We start from the raw sequence: 18,633 nt of genomic DNA, 5'->3' as shown, positions 1-18,633 counted from the left end.
AAATGAAGATTGTATTTTGTGATATCGATGGTACTTTTCAAGATATTGGCGGAGATGTACCTAAAATAAATTTTGATAGTATTGATGCGCTGCAGGAGCAGGGAGATTACTTCGTCTTTATAAGCGGACGAGGCTATGAACAGCTGCAGGAGATATTGGAAAAGATAACAAATGACTGTGATGTGATTTTTAGTAATGGTGCTGGTTATCGTTTGAAGGGTGAGCAACCGGTCTATCGGGCATGGCTCTCTCTTGAGAATTGTCGAAAATCTGCTGCTTTACTTGAAAAGCGGGATGTTTTCTATTTTATTCATACAGATAAAGGGATTATTATGAAACCCTATGAACAATATTTAGAACACTTTAAAGCATTGAGAGAAAAATTGAAGCCGATGGGCGAAGTTGGCGATAAGATTATGGATTTTAAAGAAAATTTCTTTGCGACACAATGTGAATTTGTGGAAAATCCCATAGAGCATTTGACGCAGCACCCTGAACTAAAGGCTTTGAAAATCGAAATAATGGAAGCGAGCGACGGGGAGATGGATTACCTGCGTGACACGCTGAATGATGATGAGACCTATGTCTTTTCTTCTTATGTTCAATGTCTGGAAATCGTCAATCCGATAAGCAGTAAAGGGCACGCGATCCAGCATTTTATGACCAATTTTCCTGATGCGGTCAGTTATGGTATTGGCGATGGCGAAAATGATTTAGCGATGCTTGAAGTAGTTGATGTGCCAGTTGCTGTGGCGAATGCAAAGGAGCTTGTTAAAAAGCAGGCTCAGGTAATTGCTGCTGACTGCTCAGAAGGCGGTGTGGGACAATTTATTTTTCAACACCTAATACCTTCTGATAAGGCAAGCAAGTGGGGCTATTGAGCGTAAAAATCTAAAAAAAAGAGAAAGCACCTGGAATTTTTATTACCAGAGTGCTTTCTCTTTTTTAGGCTAATGTCTTTTTATGCTTGCGGATTTTCTTGATTGCCCAGTCATAATGGCTGCTTGTAGAGGAGATTAGATATGCACCTAATGACGTGGTGTTTGTCCATTTATAATATTTTTTAGTAAAGAGCTCTTCATTGGTATGATGCTCTATGATTTCCAGCATTCTATCCGAGCTCTTATCAAGTAGCGCTTTTGCTTCAGAAAGAGGCGTTTGCTGATAGGCTTCCCAAATCTTCTGATTTAGCTCTGGAGTTGTTTTAAATGTATATCCAGGTGCTGGAATAGCAGGTTTTTCACCATCCATTCCTTCAGTATACCAGCGTTCCATCATGTTGTGCCATTCGTGAAGATGAATCAGAACATCTCGGATGTTCTTGTCCCGGTCTTCAAAGCTAAAAGATTGTTCCTGCTGTTCAGGAGTCATCGTGTCAACTAGGCTGCGCAGCTTCTGATACTCTTCTTTGCTTTGTGTAAGTAAACTGTCCTTTGTTGTTGGTCTTGCCATGATGGATACCCCTTTCTGTTTGATGATTCAAGTGTTATTTTGCGTATTTCTTAATTACCTGACATAGTAGTTCTGTTGTGTTCTTACCGCCTTTTTCGTCGTAGTAAGCGGCAAAACGTTCATCTGCCAGGTACATATCTGCCAAACCTTTATGGGCTTCTGGTGAATAATTTGGCCAGCTGAAGCTTAGCCATTTTTTATGACTGTCATAAATAGTTTTGGCAGTTTCAGATTCCAAGTCCTGAGTCTGCTGCAGTTCTTTTAACGCAGTCAGCATGTTTTCTTCAATTTGAGTCATTTCTTTGAAAGTGCTCTCACTCATATTTTCCCATTTTTTATTGGAAGCTTCAACTTTTTTTTCGCCATATTTTTCTCTGATTTCTTGACCGTATAGCTGTTCATTTTCAGCTAATTTTTGTTGTTTAAATGCGTTGAATTTTTCTGTATCCTGCATATGAATCTCTCCTTTATGATAACGCAGTGTTTTTTCTACTGTCAGAAGCAGCAAGTCAATCTGTTCTCTTTTCTTGACGAGCTCATGGTAATGCTGTTCTAAAGCGGCTTTGAAGTTAAAATCTGTCTGATCTAAGCTTTTTCTAATATCCTCCAGCTTCATGTTCAGCGAACGGTAAAAAAGTATCTGCTGCAGCCGGTCGACTTCCTGACGGCCATAGATTCGATAACCCGATGAATTAACCCGCGCAGGTTTTAATAGCTTGATTTCATCATAATATCGTAGTGTACGTGTACTGACGCCAGATAGCTGAGCCAGCTTTTTTATCGTGTATTCCATTGTTATCCCTCCTGACACTCTTATCATAAACCTTTACGCTACGTGAAGGTCAAGTCTTTATTGTAAGAAAAGACGAAAAATAGGAAAACTTGTCATTTTTATAAGAAAAGGAGTAAACTTAAAGGTAAAGAAAAATTATTTCTATATATCCTTCAAAGAATCTATACACGAATAATAATTTTTAGCTAAAGTGTAGGAAAGTAAATAAATTTTTGATAGGATTTATAAGTAAGGGAGATGTGTGTGATGAAACTAGTTGAGACGCCGATTAACAGTAATCTGGATCTGAACAGTCTGTATCCGAATATCACAGGATATCTGTTTGGAAAGAAAGCAGTAAAGCATTTTAAATTGTATTCTTTAGATTATACGCAGATTATTTATGCAGATGTATTTGATAAAATCAATGTGGTTATGGTTAACCCAAAGAAGAAGATAAATAAACGGGAAATTGATTTTGTCATCAAGCGTCTGCTTCAAAGTACCCGGGAAGAAGTAACTGTTCATCTTGGAATTCAAAATGAGATGAAGAAAAAGGGGATTCTTTTTTCAGAACCGAGAAAAGATATTATTGTCGTTCAAAAGAAAATAGAAGAGTAAGAGTGATTGGAAAGGCACTAAAAAACTACTGCTTGCTTTTTCTATCATTACCAGTGATATCTGAATATACAGGAATGTGGGGTAGATAGCGGCAGGCTAACATAATGAGCGGAGCCTCATTTATTTGATTTTTAGAGCAAGAAGGGTTTAGATGTTTTGCTGTGCGCCAACCCTTTTTTAGTTATTGAAAAGATTATAAAATTTTATGGTTGTAAATTCAGTAATATAAAAAAGGTAGCGGATGAGAGATTTAAATATTGTCTAGCTTCACAAGAAAGCCCGTTTCAATAAAAAGGCGAGTCAGTTTCATGATGAACAGCATCATGTGTCTGACTCGCCTTTTTTAGCGCTAAACGATTTTGTCAAGCCTTTCTAATTAAGCAGTAGCTTTTTTTGAAAAGGAGAATTTCAATCCACCGCGTTCCTTTTTCGTCATCATTGCTAGAAGGAAAAAGACTGAAGCAAAGACGGCTAAAACAAAAATGTTAAATTGAAATTCCTTCAAGAAACTGCTATCAAGGGAAGTACTGCTTCCGATAAGTTCATTAGTGCGGACAAACCAATAGGTTGGTGTAAATGAGGCAACTTTATTGACAATGTCAGGTAGTATTTCGGATGGAACGAACACTCCGCCAATAAAAGAGCTGCCTAGAATAAAGATGTTATTTACTGCACCTACAAGCTCAGAGCTTTTTATCAATCCAGTGATAAAAATACTAAATGCAATGATTGCCAGTAAAAAGACTAGCGAGTTGATAATAAAATAAGTAGTATAGGCTGTGAAGCCAACACCTGTATAAACCATTGCATAGGCGATGAATAATGCCCAGCAGATGACGGCAAACAATAGGCTGCTTGTTAAAAGCTGACGGGAAAGCTTCTTTAGCGAGAGTGGTGAACAGCTGTTGCGGCGGCGAATTTCATCTCTGTTGAAGGCAAGATTAACAATCGAAATCCCGCTAAAGACAGTCATAAACAAGCCGTAAGCTAATACACTGAATACACCACCAGTTGCTTTATTTTTTTCCAGCCGGTCATAGCTCTTATCAAATTCAATCGTTCCTTTTTCTGCTATATTTTCTTTCGTTAATCGATTGATTTCAACAGTATCCTTTTCTGGAAAAGCAGTTGAATAAAAGCGATAAGTAGACAGATAATGATTAATGATATTGTCTACATACATTTGATTGAAGCTGCCTGGTTTAACCTGAACTTCCAGCATATTGTCTGCTGTTTCATCTGCTTGAAGAGAGAGTCCAAAGTCTTTAGGGATAGTCAGGACATAATTTAGTTCTTCAAAGTAGAGGGCATCGTCGATTTCTTCTTGAGTTCCTTTGAAATTAACAACCTCCATGGTAGCTTTTAGGTAAGCGATCAAATCTTTAGATTCTTGTGAATCATCATTATTGAAAATAGCAATTTTTGATTCAGTTGCTTCAAAGGCGGAATCAGTAGTTTTTAGATTGCCGGCATACATGAAGGAGATGCCGATACTAATGATAAAGCCTAAGAGAATGGAGACTTTATTTTCCCTTAATATATAATAAAATGTTTTAAACACTGACATATTGTGCTCTCCTTTCATAGATGAAGCTCAGTAAAACAAAAATCACGGTGATAATGCCCAGACAAATCAGATTGATGTAGAAGCTGTCGATATTTTCATAGTAGTAAAGCTTGTAGAGTCCTTCGCTGACCAAATTCACGGGGTTAATCCGCCCTAGTAAAGGAACATATCGACTAATAAGGTATTTAACATCGGGAACCATCATTCCAGCTAAAAAGCTGCAGATAATCTGGAAAGAAACACCCAGCGATGTTTTTTGCTCCAGCGGCAGTTTGATAACATTCCCCAGAAACATCCCCATTGATATTGCCGTAACAGCCGCTAGTGTACAGGTTAGAAGTATTAATTGCCAGCGGGTGCCGAAATCTACGGCAAAGCCAAAATGATAGATAGCAAGAATCAAATACAGTTCAATAATGAAGACCGTGAATGCTGCTGCTAGATTAGCCAGCACAATAATCATTTTATTTTGAGGTGCCATACTTAGACGAATCCCGTTAGCTGATTGATTGGCTTGTTCATCATTAGTATTTTCTATTCCCCAGAAAAAGCCGAACATGCAGCTCATTCCTACTAGTGTAAAGAAGAAAAAGCTTTTAGTACTATTGTTGCCAGTGGACTTTTTAGACAACTCAATGTAATTTTGCTGCTTGCCGATATCGTTAGCTAAGCTAGTTGCTAAAAGAGCGGGATTTTCCTGCTGAATATCCAATAAGGTTTTCTTAGCCTGATTAAATTGGTCAAGGAAAACACTTAGCAAGCTTTGTCGAATGCCTTTCTGATTTAATGTCAGAGTGATGTCCTTATCTGTCAGAATATAATAGCCATAGATATCCCCTTTATTCATTTGTTTCTCAGCCTTTTCCTCAGAGAGGTTAACCGGCTTAAACATTTTTGTTCCATCGTTTTCAATTTCTTTCAGTGTTTGAAGAAATAGCTCACTCTGATGCTCATCGTTAACTGTTTTCTGAACAATCCCAACTGGTACTTTCTCAAAGTTCACATTGGCATCAAGATTGCTGAAGGCCGCTGTAAAGAAGATACCCATACAGATGGGAAAACCGAAGGTCCAAAACATCAAAGGTTTATTTTTTAAAACTACTTTTAATCGATAAATATATAAATGCCAAAACATCGCTTTTCCTCCTTTTATTTATCCCGCAGCTCACGGCCGGTTATTTCCAAAAAGACATCATTCAAGGTTGGTTGCTGCGTGTGGAAGTTCCCAAAGGCAACTTGTTCCTCATCAAGGATGGCAAGGATATTCGTTAAAACAGCTTTGATTTCTTCCGTATTAATGGTTGCGAACATGTCATTGTATTTTATGTCGGTTACTTTAGGCAAATTCAAGATTCTTTGCTGGACTGCTTCCGGGAAATCAGGAATTTCAATGATAATTTTTTCGTTCATATGAATCATAGCTTTCAGCTGTTCTTTTGTTCCCTGGGCAATCACCTGTCCTTTTTCAATAATGACGATATTGTCGCAAAGCTGTTCTACTTCCTCCATATAATGTGTTGTGTAAATAATAGTTGCACCTTGGCGATTCAATTCTTTGATACTGTCCAGAATCTTATTCCGGCTTTGCGGATCCACGGCAACTGTAGGTTCATCCAGGAAAATCAATTCAGGCTTATGAGCAATTCCGCAGGCAATATTCAACCGGCGTTTTAAGCCGCCGCTTAGTTTTTTGGGAAAGAATTTCGTAAAATCTTCCAAGCCGACTAGTTGAATAACATCCTCTACATTTTTTTTCCGTTCCTGTTTATTCGTAATATATAAGCCGCAGTAATAATCAATATTTTCAGCTACAGTAAGTTCTTCGAATACTGCAACCTCTTGAGGAACAACGCCAATTCTTTTTTTGATGTCGTATTGATCCGGTGCCATTTCTTTTCCGAATATTTTTATCTCACCCTTATCATAGGTGAGCAGGGAAAGCATGCAGTTGATTGCCGTTGATTTACCGCTTCCGTTGGGACCCAGCAAGCCTAGGATTTCTCCTTCCTTTACCTGAAGGTTAAAGTGATTCAATGCTACCAGTTTTCCGTATCGTTTAATTAAATCGTTAATTTCAATAATCATGTTCTCATTCTCCCTTTTTCAATTTATAATGTAACTATACAGGAATGATTATTGATTAGTTAGTGACTATCTTCATAAGTTGATGTGACATTTGTCACAATCTTGTGAAGACTGACTATCAGGTTAAAGAGACAGGAGAAAATTATGGAAAGATTTACAATAAATAACTTTATGGAAAAGAGTCTTCTTCTTTTGCTTAGTGCACTGCTTCTCTTCAATGAGGCATATCAAACGGAGTGGATTATCTTTATTTTGCTGACGATGCTTTTCAGTATATTCATCTGGGTGGTTCAGGAGCCCAAATTATCGATACTTTTTGTTCTAGTTATGCTGCTGGTTTCATACTGGTGGAAAGAATATGTTTTTTTTGTTCCTTTTTTTTTCTATGATGGAGGCTTTGATGAAAATCATTCAGTTCTCATAATCAACAGTGGTCTGCTATTTGTGTTTCTACTATATAATGAGCAGTATGAACTGCCGATAAAGTTTTATGTCATCCTATTATGCAGCTTGGCATTTTATCTAGCTTATCGTTATGTGGGAACTGAGCGTCTGAAAGAGCACAGCCGCTCAATTGAGGACGAACTATTTGCACATCAATATACCTTACAGCAGCAGAATGAGAAACAGCAGGAACGGCAGGAGGCTGTGATTTCTTTAGAAGTATCTAATGAAAGAAATCGTATTGCCAGAGATATTCATGATAATGTGGGGCATTTGCTATCCAGCAGTCTACTGCAGCTTGGTGCGGTCCAGACCATCAATCAATCAGAAAGCTTAGAAAAGCCCTTGGAGCAGTTAAAAGAAACAATAGCCGAAGGTATGGATAATATTCGGTCAAGTGTCCATAACCTTCATGATGAATCATTAAGTTTATCTATAGCCATGCAGAAAATCATCAATAATTTTCAGTTCTGTAAGGTTGAATTGACTGGAGAATTTCCAGAATACTTGGATAAGGAATGCAAGCTTGCATGTATTATGATTGTTAAGGAAGCACTTTCTAACGTAATGAAGCATAGTAATGCAGATAAAGTAACAATAGTATTTAAACAGCATCCTGGTTTTTACAAACTAATGATTTCAGATAATGGTTCTAAAGTGACAAGAGGGAAAAGCTTAGATCGAGGCATTGGATTAATCAGTATGGAGGAACGGCTGGCGAAGCTTGGCGGTCGTTTGAATCATCATCAGACCAATGAAGGCTTTAGTTTGATTGCTGTATTTCCCAAAAACAAAGGAGAGAACATATGATACGATTGGTAGTGGTAGATGATGATTACTTAGTAACAACTTCGTTGAAAACAATTATCGAGGTAGGTCAGGAGATTGAGGTGGTCGGCATCGGTCATTCGGCGTCGGAAGCAGTTCAGCTGTACCAAGAATTTAGTCCGGATATTTTACTGACAGATATTCGGATGGGCGAGAGTACGGGACTGGATGCAGCAAAGGCGATTTTATCAGAGACTCCGGAGGCAAAAATTTTACTTTTGACAACTTTTTCGGATGATGAATATATAGTTGAAGCATTGAAAATTGGCGTGAAAGGCTATTTGCTGAAACAAGACATGGAAGCCATTGTTCCTTCAATAAAAGCAGTGAATAATGGTCAGTCGGTTTTTGGTCACACAATCATTGGAAAGCTGCCAAATCTGCTTCAAACTGAGAAAAGTGAAAAAGTATGTCCGTTTGAACTGACAGAAAGGGAATTGACGACAGTAGCATTGATTGCTGAAGGCATGAACAATAAAGAAATTGCTCAGGAACTGTTTCTTAGCGAGGGTACTGTGCGGAACTACATCAGTTCACTGTTGGAGAAGCTGGAGCTGAGGGATCGGACGCAATTGGCAATTTTTTATTATAAACACCTAAAATGAAGTATAAAAAATAGGGAAATAAGTAGATTTGACAGTAGTTCATTCAAAATCGTTGGGTTTTCTGCTGTTTTTTTGATAAAATAGAGAAATGAAAGGAAAGATGAAAATTGAAAGAACTCTTTCTGAAATATAAAGAAGTCATTGCCTATCTGTTTTTTGGCGTGGCAACGACTTTAGTAAATATTGGCGTATACTTCATCTGTACAGATGTTTTATCGCTGGACTATAGAGTGAGTAACGGCATCAGCTGGTTTTTGTCTGTCTTGTTTGCTTTTTACACAAATAAGTATTTTGTTTTTCAGAGCAAAGGAGAAGGACAGAAGTCTTTTTGGAAGGAAATGCTGCTTTTCTACTGGTACCGAATCCTGTCATTTGCTATTGACATGGCAGTTATGATTCTGCTGGTGGAGGTATTGAAGGCGCCGGATTTATTCGCAAAGCTAGTGACACAAGTAATCGTTGTAGTTTTAAATTATTTTTTCAGCAAATTTTTTATCTTCAAGAAAAAGTCTTCGTAGCAGAAAGTCTGCGGAGATAAAAACAAAAGGATCGAGGTTGCACAATGGAAAAAATTTATCAAGACGACAGTTTGACACTTCACACGGATCTTTATCAAATTAATATGATGAAAACCTACTGGGAGCTAGGTAGAGCAGATTTGCATGCTGTGTTTGAATGTTATTTCAGAGATATGCCTTTCAGTAATGGCTATGCGATTTTTGCTGGTTTGGAAAGGCTGGTTAATTATTTGGAGAATCTGACTTTCTCTGAAACCGATATTACTTATCTAAGAGATGTAGAACACTATCCGGAAGCGTTTTTGGACTATCTTAAGACATTTAAATTCAGCTGTACTGTTCGTTCTGCTCTTGAAGGGGAAATTGTTTTTAATAACGAGCCGCTAATTCAGATTGAAGGGCCGTTGGCACAATGCCAGTTAGTTGAAACGGCACTTTTAAATATGGTGAATTTTCAAACATTGATTGCTACTAAAGCAGCCAAAATTAAATCAGTGATTGGCGATGATCCGCTGATGGAGTTCGGTACACGTCGGGCGCAAGAGCTGGATGCAGCCATTTGGGGTACTAGAGCAGCTTATATTGGCGGAGCAGGAGCGACAAGCAACGTTCGCGCCGGAAAGATTTTTGGTATTCCAGTTAGCGGCACTCATGCGCATTCATTGGTTCAGTCTTATGGCAATGATTATGCTGCATTTAAGGCTTACGCGCAGACGCATAAAGACTGTGTATTCCTGGTTGATACGTATGATACATTGAAATCGGGAGTACCGAATGCGATTCGCGTAGCAAATGAGATGGGAGATAAAATCAATTTTCTCGGTGTTAGAATCGACAGCGGCGATATGGCGTATATATCTAAAAAGGTTAGAGAACAGCTGGATGAAGCAGGGTATACTGATGCAAAAGTCTATGCTTCCAATGATTTGGATGAAAATACAATTCTCAGCTTAAAAATGCAGAAAGCCAAAATTGATGTTTGGGGTGTTGGTACAAAACTGATTACAGCCTATAATCAGCCGGCATTAGGCGCAGTATTTAAACTAGTTTCAATTGAAGATGAAAACGGCGTTATGCAAGATACAATTAAACTGTCCAGTAATGCAGAAAAGGTTACAACTCCTGGGAAGAAACAGGTTTGGCGGATTACTAGAAAATCCGACAAGAAATCAGAAGGTGACTATGTGACACTTTGGGAGGAAGATCCGAGGAAAGAAGAAGAAATCTTCATGTTCCATCCTGTTCATACCTTCATCAATAAAACGGTTCGTAATTTTGATGCTCGTCCTGTCCTACAAGAAATTTTTGTGGAGGGTAAACGGGTCTATGAGCTTCCAACCCTTGAGGAAATCAAAAATTACGCCAAAGAAAATCTTGATTCTTTATGGGAAGAATATAAGCGTGATTTAAATCCGCAAAAATATCCGGTTGATTTATCAACAGAGTGTTGGAATCATAAAATGCGTCTTTTAGAAAAAGTCAGAAAAGATGTCAGCAAGTTTAATGACGGCAGTAGTTTGTAATCAAGTGATGTTAGAGAAATGGAATTAAACGGATTCATAGAAACGATAGAGATTTCTAAAAATCGTTGAAAAAATTGGAGTTCACCGCAAAATTGTCTACATTTAGTATATGATGGAGGGATTTTTTATGAAGGCACTGCAGCAGGAAATTATTAAAGAATTAGGTGTTAAATCAAGAATTGACCCGCAGGAAGAAATTCGTAGAAGCATTGATTTCATGAAGGCTTATCTTTATAAGCATCCCTTTTTAAAAACACTGGTTTTGGGCATCAGCGGCGGTCAGGATTCAAGCTTGGCAGGACGACTGGCTCAACTGACTATGGAAGAGATGCGCAGTGAGACTAAGGATGAACGCTATCAATTTGTCGCGGTTCGTTTGCCTTATGGTACACAAGTAGATGAAGCCGATGCACAGAAAGCATTAACCTTTATTCAGCCGGATGTTTCGTTAAGAGTGGATGTTCGTCCTGCGGTTGACGCTTGTGTGGCAGCACTTGAAGCATCAGGAGAAAAAATCAGTGACTTCAATAAAGGCAACATGAAGGCTCGGCAGCGAATGATTGTTCAGTATGCAGTTGCAGGAGAACGTCAGGGTGCGGTGATTGGAACGGACCATGCAGCAGAAAGCATCACAGGCTTCTTTACCAAATTTGGAGATGGAGGTGCAGATATACTACCTCTATACCGCTTAAATAAACGTCAAGGCAAACAACTGCTTCAAGCATTGGGAGCAGACGAGACCCTTTATTTGAAAGTTCCTACTGCTGATTTGGAGGATGATAAACCGCTGATTGCTGATGAAGCTGCATTAGGGGTCAGCTATGATGCGATAGATGACTATCTGGAAGGAAAAGAAATATCTGAACAGGCAGTTGAAAAAATAGAGGGCTGGTATCTAAAAACACAGCATAAACGTCATTTGCCGATTACCGTATTTGATGATTTTTGGAAATAGAGTGAAAGAGGTCGAGACAAAAGTGTTTAGCTCCGAGAACCAAGTAGGTACTGTTCAACATCAGCTCATCCCTCGCTGTGTTTCACAGCAATAAGACGAATTATCCGAAAATTGTCAAGAAACACTACAAGGGAACCGAGTAGATGTTGATTGATACCTACCTGGAGCTTTTCATATTTTTGAGATAGTTCGGCTTATTTCCGAGAGAGCTACTTTTGGAACGCCGTTTATTCGGATTTTAGAGAAAGAAGAGTTCGGGCATTTACTTATGTCCCAAACTCTTTTTTTATTATAGAAAAAATTCAATAGTTGCTTAAGCGAAACAGTTTAACTGATGAACTTTAAGCCCTGCAGTTATTGTAGAAACTCCTCTAAGATAGAATAAAAGCTAGTATGAGAATCTAATAGTTCCCCGGAACAATTATTTGTGTTATTTAAAATAAATTGTTAGAATCGGAGTATAGATGTCGAAGTGTTTCTTCTTTTTTATCGATGTAGCAGGACTGATAAAATCAAGCTGTATGTTTGGTAGAAATACTTTAGGAGAATTGTCTAGAGACTTGAACTTCGACAGTCAAATCAGGAGGTATAGCAGATGGACGGTAGTAAAATTGATGGAAAACCTGTGACGGAAGAAATGCTCCTAGCAAGCGGCTACAGAAAATATGTGGGCGAAGGCATTGATATTTATTATAGTAAAGATATTTGTGCTCATATAGGAAACTGTGTACGGGGGAATCCCGAAGTGTTTGAAGTAGGTAGACGTCCTTGGATTATTGCCGATAACGGCTCGGTTGAAAATGATATTCAAGTAATTAATACCTGCCCAAGCGGTGCCTTAAAGTATATCAGAAAGGACGGAAAATAAATCATGGAAATTAAAGAAGAAAGCGGACGTTTTGCTCTTTATAATGATGAAAATCAGGAAATTGGAGAGATGACCTGGTCTGACGCTGGAGCTGAAATGATGATTATTGATCATACCTTTGTTGAACCAGAATATAGAGGACAGCATTTGGCAGAAAAATTGGTACTGAATGGCGTAGAAAAAGCTCGGCGGGAAGGGAAAAAGATTATTCCTCTATGCCCGTTTGCTAAAAAAGAATTTGATACAAAGCCTGAGTACGGAGATGTATTAAGAAAATAAAAATTATAGAAAATGAACTAAAATTAGTCTTTGGGGTAATAATCCTTCTAAAAAAAGAAAGCAAGCTTGATTTTGATGCAACTATCGAAATCAGACTTGTTTTTTCTTTTATTCCAGGCCTTTCTTCATATCTCCCCGAAGTTTCTTAAATTTAATACCGCGAGTGATAAGTAGTATATGTAAAGCACAACTTCTTATTTTAGAAAAGCAGGATAAAAAAGTTGAAAAATCGAATTGATTTCAAAGATAAAAAGAAATTTACAGCTAGTAATTATTTTCAAAATATGCTAAAGTGTAATAGATGTAATTTGTGAATAAGGAGTATGAATAGATGTATAATTTTATTTTGACTGTTGTCATTGTTCTTTCAGTGATTATGGTAATCTCAATTTTGATGCAGCCAAGCAAACAAAATAGTGCAGCAAGTGCTTTTACCGGCGGAGCGGATAAGCTTTTTGGTAAGCAGAAAGCTCGTGGCTTTGAAGCTGTGATGCAGCGTGCAACAACTGTTATTGGTGCTACATGGATGATTTTACTATTTGTATTATCGTTTCTTTCATCTAAGTAATCAGAAAGAAATAGTTGATTTGTATAATAGGATATAAGCAAAAGCTATTGGTTTTGTTTTACCTGTGTACTATCGGTAAATTATGCTAGTTGATTTTTTTAGTCTGGACGTATTCATCATGAGTATTCGTTCAGACTTTTTTTGATGCCCAAATATACAAATTCTGTTGAATAAACGAACTGCTACCTACAGTTTCTCTGCTTTTGATGAAGTGGTAGGTATAGGTCTTTTATAGTCAGCAAAATTGTGTTTTTACAATTTATATAAATAACCGCTTTGCTTCTAAGAGGCTTTCTGATAAGAATATGATAAAATGAGATTGAGGTGAAACAAATGGAGAAAAAAATAAATCTGCCTAAACCTCTTTTTATTAAAAAAGGAGCAAAAGCAGTTCTTTTATTTCATGCCTATTCCGGCAGCAGCAATGATGTTCGGATGTTGTGCCGTTATTTAGAAAATAAAAATTATACCGTATACAGTCCGATGTTTTCAGGTCATGGAACTTTAAATCCGGAAGACATACTGGATCAATCTATAGAAAAATGGCAGCAGGATGCTCTTCAGGCAGTTGCTTTTTTGAAAGATCAAGGGTATGGTCAGATAGCAGTGTTGGGCTTATCGATGGGCGGCTTATTTGCGGTCAACCTTTTAATGCAGGAAGAGGAAGCTGTCATCGGCGGCGGTTGTTTTTGTTCCCCTATATTTCCTGTTAAGACGCGTGTACCAGAAAACTTTATTCTCTATGCCGAAAACGTGATAAAGCTATCTGGAGAATCAGAAGAAGCCGTCGAAAAAAGAATGACTGATATACGGTCTCAGTCCGTTGAACAGCTACGGCAGATAGAAAATTATGCTGAAAAAACAGCAAAAGCATTAGATAAAATAGATACGCCAGTTTTTATTGCTCAAGCTGGTCAAGACGAAATGATTGATCCAAAAGGTGCATTTCAAACGGCAGCGGCTTTGACTGACACAAAAATTACATTTAACTGGTATCCAAACAGCGGACATGTTTTGACTGTAGGACCGGAACATAAAGAACTAGAACAGGATGTGGCAAACTATTTAGAGACCCTATCTTGGGATGAGGAGAAAGAATGACAAAACAAACAATTAAGGAAACGATTCTTGCTTATTTGAAGGATCAAAAGAAAAAGAGCTTTTCAATGGAGGAACTGGCTGAAGGATTGCAGCTGCAGAAAAGTGCTGATTTTAAGCTCTTGATTCAAACAGCAGCAGCTTTAGAACGGGAAAATTTGATTGAATTTACTAAAAAAGGAAAAATTAAGCTGGTTGAAAAAGGGATTTCTGTAGAAGGTGTATTTCGAGGGAACGAGCGGGGATTTGGCTTTGTGACAATCGATCCAGAGGAGCCGGATATTTATATTGCTAAAGAGCATACCAACTATGCGATGGATGGTGACACAGTGCTAATTGATATTATTCAGCCGGCTGACCCATTTTCAGAACGTGGAGCAGAAGGAGCAGTCCTGGAAATTAAAGAACGGGCAGTTAGTCAAATTGTTGGTGAATTTTTTGCTTATAGCGAAGAAGAAACAGCGGAAAGTGATTTGTACGGCTATGTTCTACCGAAGGATAAAAAAATATCTGGATTAACTGTATACATAGCTGCTGAAGGCATTCGTCCAGTAGCTGGAAGTATTGTAATTGCAGAAGTAACGCACTATCCTGAAAAAGAATACGCAAAAAGCTTGGAAGGAATTGTCAAAAAGGTAGTTGGTCATAAGAACGACCCGGGAATGGATATTATGTCAATTATTGTTGCACATGGCATACCGACTTCATTTTCTGATGATGTTATCACCCAGGCTGATCAGGTTCCGGATACAATAAACGAACAGGATTTAACCGGCCGCAGGGATTTACGGGATCAGGTAATCGTGACAATTGACGGGGAAGATGCAAAGGATTTGGATGATGCAGTTACTGTTCAAAAACTAAAAAATGGGAACTATTTTTTAGGGGTTCATATTGCGGATGTTTCTCACTATGTAACTGAAGGCAGTCCAATGGATAGTGAAGCCTATGAGCGGGGAACCAGCGTATATTTGACAGACCGGGTAATTCCGATGCTGCCGCAGCGCTTATCCAACGGTATCTGTTCACTGAACCCCAAGGTACCTCGGCTGACATTAAGCTGTCAGATGGAAATATCTTCTGATGGACTCGTTGTTTCTCATGAGATTTTTCCGAGTGTGATTCAGACGGCGGAGCGAATGACCTATACAGCGGTTAATGAGATTCTTGAAGAACAAAATGAAGAAACCATCCGCCGCTATGAGCCGTTAGTGCCGATGTTTAATGAGATGGCCGAACTGCATAGCATTTTAGAAAAGATGAGAGAACGCCGGGGGGCTATTTCATTTGAAGACCATGAAGCGAAGGTGCTGGTCAACGAAGATGGACAGCCGCAGGATATTATTTTACGCCAACGTGGTTTGGGGGAACGGCTAATTGAATCCTTTATGCTGGCTGCTAATGAAACCGTAGCCCGTCATTACACAGAAAAGAAGCTGCCGTTTATTTATCGAATCCATGAACAGCCTAAAGAAGAAAAAATGCAGCGGTTCTTTGATTTTGCTGCCATGCTAGGTATTTTGGTAAAAGGAACGAAAGCTGACATTACACCAAAGGATCTCCAGCGGGTACTTGAACAAATAGAAGGAAAACCAGAGGAAATCGTAATTAATACTATGTTGCTTAGAAGCATGCAGCAGGCTCGCTATTCTGAAGATAATTTTGGACACTATGGTTTGGCGGCAGAATACTATACGCATTTCACTTCCCCGATTCGGCGTTATCCCGATTTAATTGTACATCGTTTGATACGAAGCTACAGTGAGGATTTGTCTGAAGCAAATCAAGGGAGATGGAGTGAACAGCTGCCGGATATCGCAGACCACAGCTCAAAAATGGAACGACGGGCAGTGGAAGCAGAGCGTGAAGTTGATAGTATGAAGAAAGCTGAATTCATGGCGGATAAGATTGGCGAAGAGTATGATGGGGTTATCAGCTCAGTGACTAAGTTCGGTATTTTTGTTGAACTAGCAAATACAATTGAAGGCTTAGTACACATTAACAATTTGAAGCAGGATTATTTTCATTTCATCGAAAATCATTTAGCGCTGGTTGGAGAACGGACAGGCTTAACCCTTAAAATCGGTCAGAAAGTCCGTATCCGAGTAGAAAAATCCGACCCTGAAACGAGAGAAATTGATTTTGAGTTAATTGATTCAGAAGAAATTGAACGTTTGGAGATTAAAGGTTCGAAAGGCGGCAACCGTAAAAGCCGAAGAAGAAAAGACAGCGGCCGACAAAAGCTGAATAATAAACAAAAGAAAGAGTCTAATTCTTCAAAGCCTACTAATAAGGAAAAGCAAGCTAAGAAAAAAGGCGGTAAAAAACCTTTTTATAAGGAAGTTGCTAAAAAGAAAAAGACAAAAAATAAACATAAAAAGAAAAAATAAAATCGGAGGAGTTTGTGATGCCAAAAGGGGAAGGACAATTAATTGCCCAAAATAAAAAGGCAAGGCATGATTATACGATTATTGATACGATTGAAGCAGGGATTGTACTTCAGGGAACTGAAATCAAAGCAATCCGCAATGCTAGAATCAATTTGAAGGACGGTTTTGCCCGAATTCGTAACGGAGAAATATTTTTGTACAATGTTCATATCAGTCCTTATGAGCAGGGAAATATTTTTAATCATGATCCGCTGCGTACAAGAAAACTGTTGATGCACAAAAGACAAATCAAAAAGCTGGTCGGTGAGACGAAGAATACGGGAGTAACGCTTGTTCCGTTGAAGGTCTACATTAAGGATGGGTTCGCCAAAGTTTTGATTGGACTTGCTAAAGGGAAGAAACAATATGATAAGCGGGAAGACTTGAAACGAAAAGAAGTCGACCGTCAAATCAACCGGACATTAAAAAATCTGTCTCGTTAACCAACTGAAGAGAACGAGCTGTAAATTTTGTTGTTAATTAGCCAAGCAGCAATTATTTTGCTTGGAAAAATTATCAGGACAACCAATAGGTTTTTCATAGAATTTTCATAAGGATAAAGAAAAGTGAAATGCTGAAAATGGTTTTTAATTTGTTATATATTCTTTTTCGCATATTTAAGTTCTTTTCTTTATCTTCCGCGTAAAATTTGTTAGAGTGAAAGAAAACTGATGGCTTCCATCGTTTTTGATAAAAAACAATTGCAGCTTTTTTCCACTGTTTAAGCAGAATTATGAAAGGAAAATGACATGTTTTTTTAGTCACATTAGAAAAAATGTCGAATTTTCATGAAAAACTTTTGAAATTCGGTATCGATGGTGGTATTATACGTTGTGGTTGAAAATAACTTTAAGAAAATATCAAGCAGTTGAGCAGAAAAGAGGTGAAAAAAATGGAAGAGAAAACACCGCTCTTCAATATCGGTCCGATATGGTTTGATGCGACTATCTGTACGATGGTTTTGCTGACTAGTGTGATCGTTTTTGCCGTTGTTTATTTTTGCACAAGAAATTTGCAGATGAAACCGAAAGGAAAACAGAATGTAATTGAGTGGATTATTGATTTTGTTCGCGGAATTATTACTGACAATATGCCTAGTAAAGAAGTTACGAATTTTCATTTATTATCTTTCACTCTGTTCTTATTCATATTAGTTGCAAATACTATTGGCTTAGTCACGAAGATTGCAGTTGGCGAACATTCCTACTGGAAGAGTCCAACCGCTGATCCAATGGTGACATTGACGCTGGCATTAATTATGATTGTTCTGACCCATGTATTCAGTATCAGCCGTTTTGGATTTAAAGGGTACTTTAAAAACAGTTTCCTGAAGCCCGTGGCCTTTTTGATGCCAATCAAGTTTATGGAAGAGTTTACGAATCTGCTTACACTGGCTTTGCGTTTATACGGAAATATCTACGCTGGTGAAGTTCTGTTGGGACTAATTGCAAGTCTTGTCTCAGGAGTAGGTTTATGGGTTATTCCACTGGCGATTCCGCTGGAAATGATCTGGGTGGCCTTCTCATTATTTATCGGTGGGATTCAAGCTTTCATTTTTGTGACTTTATCTATGGTTTACATGGCTCATAAAGTTGAAGTGGAAGAATAATAATTAACAATAATCTATTATCAAAGTTCTTAGGAGGAATAAAAAATGGACGGATTGAATTATATCGCAGCAGCGATCGCAGTATTTGGAGCAGCAATTGGAGCAGCTTATGGTAACGGAAAGGTTATTTCTAAAACGATTGAATCAATGACACGCCAGCCTGAAATGTCTGGTCAATTAAGAACAACGATGTTTATCGGGGTAGCCTTGATTGAAGCGGTTCCTATTCTAGGTGTAGTTATTGCATTATTGTTGGTGCTGAGATAATTTACTTTGGAAGCAGGACGTTGTTGGGCAAACCGATCGTCACTGCTTTCTTCTGTATAGTTATGTAAATAGCCGAAGTTAAGACAACACAGATAAGATTTGGATGAACTTTTAAAGTATCTGAGAGGGATGTTATTCACTCAGG

Annotated in this window: 20 protein-coding genes; 15 read left to right on the top strand and 5 right to left on the bottom strand. The window is 38.2% G+C overall.

What is annotated here, in order from left to right; genetic code table 11:
- Positions 1 to 2: 2 nt before the first annotated feature.
- Entirely contained in the window at positions 3 to 881 is an 879-nt protein-coding gene (locus AC1Z3K_RS01455) for an HAD-IIB family hydrolase (RefSeq protein ID WP_426082787.1), read from the top strand.
- A 64-nt stretch (positions 882 to 945) separates the two neighbouring features.
- Here the strand turns inward: AC1Z3K_RS01455 and AC1Z3K_RS01450 are convergent, their stop codons facing one another.
- Complete coding sequence (locus tag AC1Z3K_RS01450; RefSeq protein WP_461731606.1) at positions 946 to 1,452, bottom strand: ClbS/DfsB family four-helix bundle protein; 507 nt, start codon at positions 1,450 to 1,452, stop codon at positions 946 to 948.
- Between the two features lie 34 nt (positions 1,453 to 1,486).
- Positions 1,487 to 2,245 carry a MerR family transcriptional regulator gene (locus AC1Z3K_RS01445; RefSeq protein ID WP_461731605.1) on the bottom strand — a complete coding sequence of 253 codons (759 nt, stop codon included), beginning with the start codon at positions 2,243 to 2,245 and terminating at the stop codon, positions 1,487 to 1,489.
- Positions 2,246 to 2,491: 246 nt separating this feature from the next.
- Between AC1Z3K_RS01445 and AC1Z3K_RS01440 the strand changes: the two genes are divergently transcribed.
- Positions 2,492 to 2,845, top strand: coding sequence for a DUF1827 family protein (locus tag AC1Z3K_RS01440; protein ID WP_426082792.1), 354 nt, complete (start codon positions 2,492 to 2,494; stop codon positions 2,843 to 2,845).
- A 376-nt stretch (positions 2,846 to 3,221) separates the two neighbouring features.
- Here AC1Z3K_RS01440 and AC1Z3K_RS01435 read toward each other — a convergent pair whose 3' ends face one another.
- From AC1Z3K_RS01435 to AC1Z3K_RS01425, 3 genes are read right to left on the bottom strand one after another with little or no spacing between them, the layout of a single operon-like run.
- The gene (locus AC1Z3K_RS01435) at positions 3,222 to 4,412 is read right to left on the bottom strand and encodes an ABC transporter permease (RefSeq protein ID WP_461731604.1); all 1,191 of its coding nucleotides are present in this window, start codon (positions 4,410 to 4,412) and stop codon (positions 3,222 to 3,224) included.
- Positions 4,399 to 5,547 (bottom strand): ABC transporter permease, encoded by a 1,149-nt coding sequence (locus tag AC1Z3K_RS01430; protein WP_461731603.1) that lies wholly within the window; start codon positions 5,545 to 5,547, stop codon positions 4,399 to 4,401. Before AC1Z3K_RS01430 ends, AC1Z3K_RS01435 begins: the two co-directional genes overlap by 14 nt.
- A gap of 14 nt (positions 5,548 to 5,561) precedes the next feature.
- The gene (locus tag AC1Z3K_RS01425) at positions 5,562 to 6,497 is read right to left on the bottom strand and encodes an ABC transporter ATP-binding protein (protein WP_426082798.1); all 936 of its coding nucleotides are present in this window, start codon (positions 6,495 to 6,497) and stop codon (positions 5,562 to 5,564) included.
- A 144-nt stretch (positions 6,498 to 6,641) separates the two neighbouring features.
- Between AC1Z3K_RS01425 and AC1Z3K_RS01420 the strand changes: the two genes are divergently transcribed.
- The 13 genes from AC1Z3K_RS01420 to atpE all read left to right on the top strand — a co-directional run bounded on the left by AC1Z3K_RS01420 (position 6,642) and on the right by atpE (position 18,488).
- Positions 6,642 to 7,751 (top strand): sensor histidine kinase, encoded by a 1,110-nt coding sequence (locus AC1Z3K_RS01420; protein WP_426082800.1) that lies wholly within the window; start codon positions 6,642 to 6,644, stop codon positions 7,749 to 7,751.
- Positions 7,748 to 8,374, top strand: a complete 627-nt coding sequence (locus AC1Z3K_RS01415; protein ID WP_461731602.1) for a response regulator — start codon at positions 7,748 to 7,750, stop codon at positions 8,372 to 8,374. Before AC1Z3K_RS01420 ends, AC1Z3K_RS01415 begins: the two co-directional genes overlap by 4 nt.
- Positions 8,375 to 8,481: 107 nt before the next feature.
- Complete coding sequence (locus AC1Z3K_RS01410; protein ID WP_426082804.1) at positions 8,482 to 8,892, top strand: GtrA family protein; 411 nt, start codon at positions 8,482 to 8,484, stop codon at positions 8,890 to 8,892.
- Between the two features lie 44 nt (positions 8,893 to 8,936).
- Positions 8,937 to 10,415 (top strand): nicotinate phosphoribosyltransferase, encoded by a 1,479-nt coding sequence (locus tag AC1Z3K_RS01405; protein ID WP_426082806.1) that lies wholly within the window; start codon positions 8,937 to 8,939, stop codon positions 10,413 to 10,415.
- Positions 10,416 to 10,542: 127 nt separating this feature from the next.
- The gene (gene nadE, locus AC1Z3K_RS01400; protein ID WP_426082808.1) at positions 10,543 to 11,370 is read left to right on the top strand and encodes an ammonia-dependent NAD(+) synthetase; all 828 of its coding nucleotides are present in this window, start codon (positions 10,543 to 10,545) and stop codon (positions 11,368 to 11,370) included.
- 595 nt (positions 11,371 to 11,965) lie between these two features.
- Positions 11,966 to 12,238 (top strand): (4Fe-4S)-binding protein, encoded by a 273-nt coding sequence (locus AC1Z3K_RS01395; RefSeq protein WP_461731601.1) that lies wholly within the window; start codon positions 11,966 to 11,968, stop codon positions 12,236 to 12,238.
- A 3-nt stretch (positions 12,239 to 12,241) separates the two neighbouring features.
- Complete coding sequence (locus AC1Z3K_RS01390; RefSeq protein ID WP_426082812.1) at positions 12,242 to 12,517, top strand: GNAT family N-acetyltransferase; 276 nt, start codon at positions 12,242 to 12,244, stop codon at positions 12,515 to 12,517.
- Between the two features lie 331 nt (positions 12,518 to 12,848).
- Entirely contained in the window at positions 12,849 to 13,085 is a 237-nt protein-coding gene (gene secG, locus AC1Z3K_RS01385; RefSeq protein WP_426082814.1) for a preprotein translocase subunit SecG, read from the top strand.
- A 333-nt stretch (positions 13,086 to 13,418) separates the two neighbouring features.
- Positions 13,419 to 14,186 carry an alpha/beta hydrolase gene (locus tag AC1Z3K_RS01380; RefSeq protein ID WP_461731600.1) on the top strand — a complete coding sequence of 256 codons (768 nt, stop codon included), beginning with the start codon at positions 13,419 to 13,421 and terminating at the stop codon, positions 14,184 to 14,186.
- Positions 14,183 to 16,573, top strand: a complete 2,391-nt coding sequence (gene rnr / locus AC1Z3K_RS01375) for a ribonuclease R (RefSeq protein WP_461731599.1) — start codon at positions 14,183 to 14,185, stop codon at positions 16,571 to 16,573. Before AC1Z3K_RS01380 ends, rnr begins: the two co-directional genes overlap by 4 nt.
- A 17-nt stretch (positions 16,574 to 16,590) precedes the next feature.
- Positions 16,591 to 17,055: an SsrA-binding protein SmpB gene (gene smpB, locus AC1Z3K_RS01370; RefSeq protein WP_426082819.1), complete on the top strand. Its 465-nt coding sequence runs from the start codon at positions 16,591 to 16,593 to the stop codon at positions 17,053 to 17,055.
- A gap of 449 nt (positions 17,056 to 17,504) precedes the next feature.
- Entirely contained in the window at positions 17,505 to 18,221 is a 717-nt protein-coding gene (atpB, locus tag AC1Z3K_RS01365) for a F0F1 ATP synthase subunit A (protein ID WP_426082820.1), read from the top strand.
- A gap of 54 nt (positions 18,222 to 18,275) precedes the next feature.
- Positions 18,276 to 18,488 carry a F0F1 ATP synthase subunit C gene (gene atpE / locus AC1Z3K_RS01360; protein ID WP_426082839.1) on the top strand — a complete coding sequence of 71 codons (213 nt, stop codon included), beginning with the start codon at positions 18,276 to 18,278 and terminating at the stop codon, positions 18,486 to 18,488.
- Positions 18,489 to 18,633: the final 145 nt, after the last annotated feature.

The organism is Enterococcus sp. LJL128 (assembly GCF_056924295.1).
Note: the sequence above shows the minus strand (reverse complement) of the source record. Positions and strands in the feature narration are given on the sequence as shown.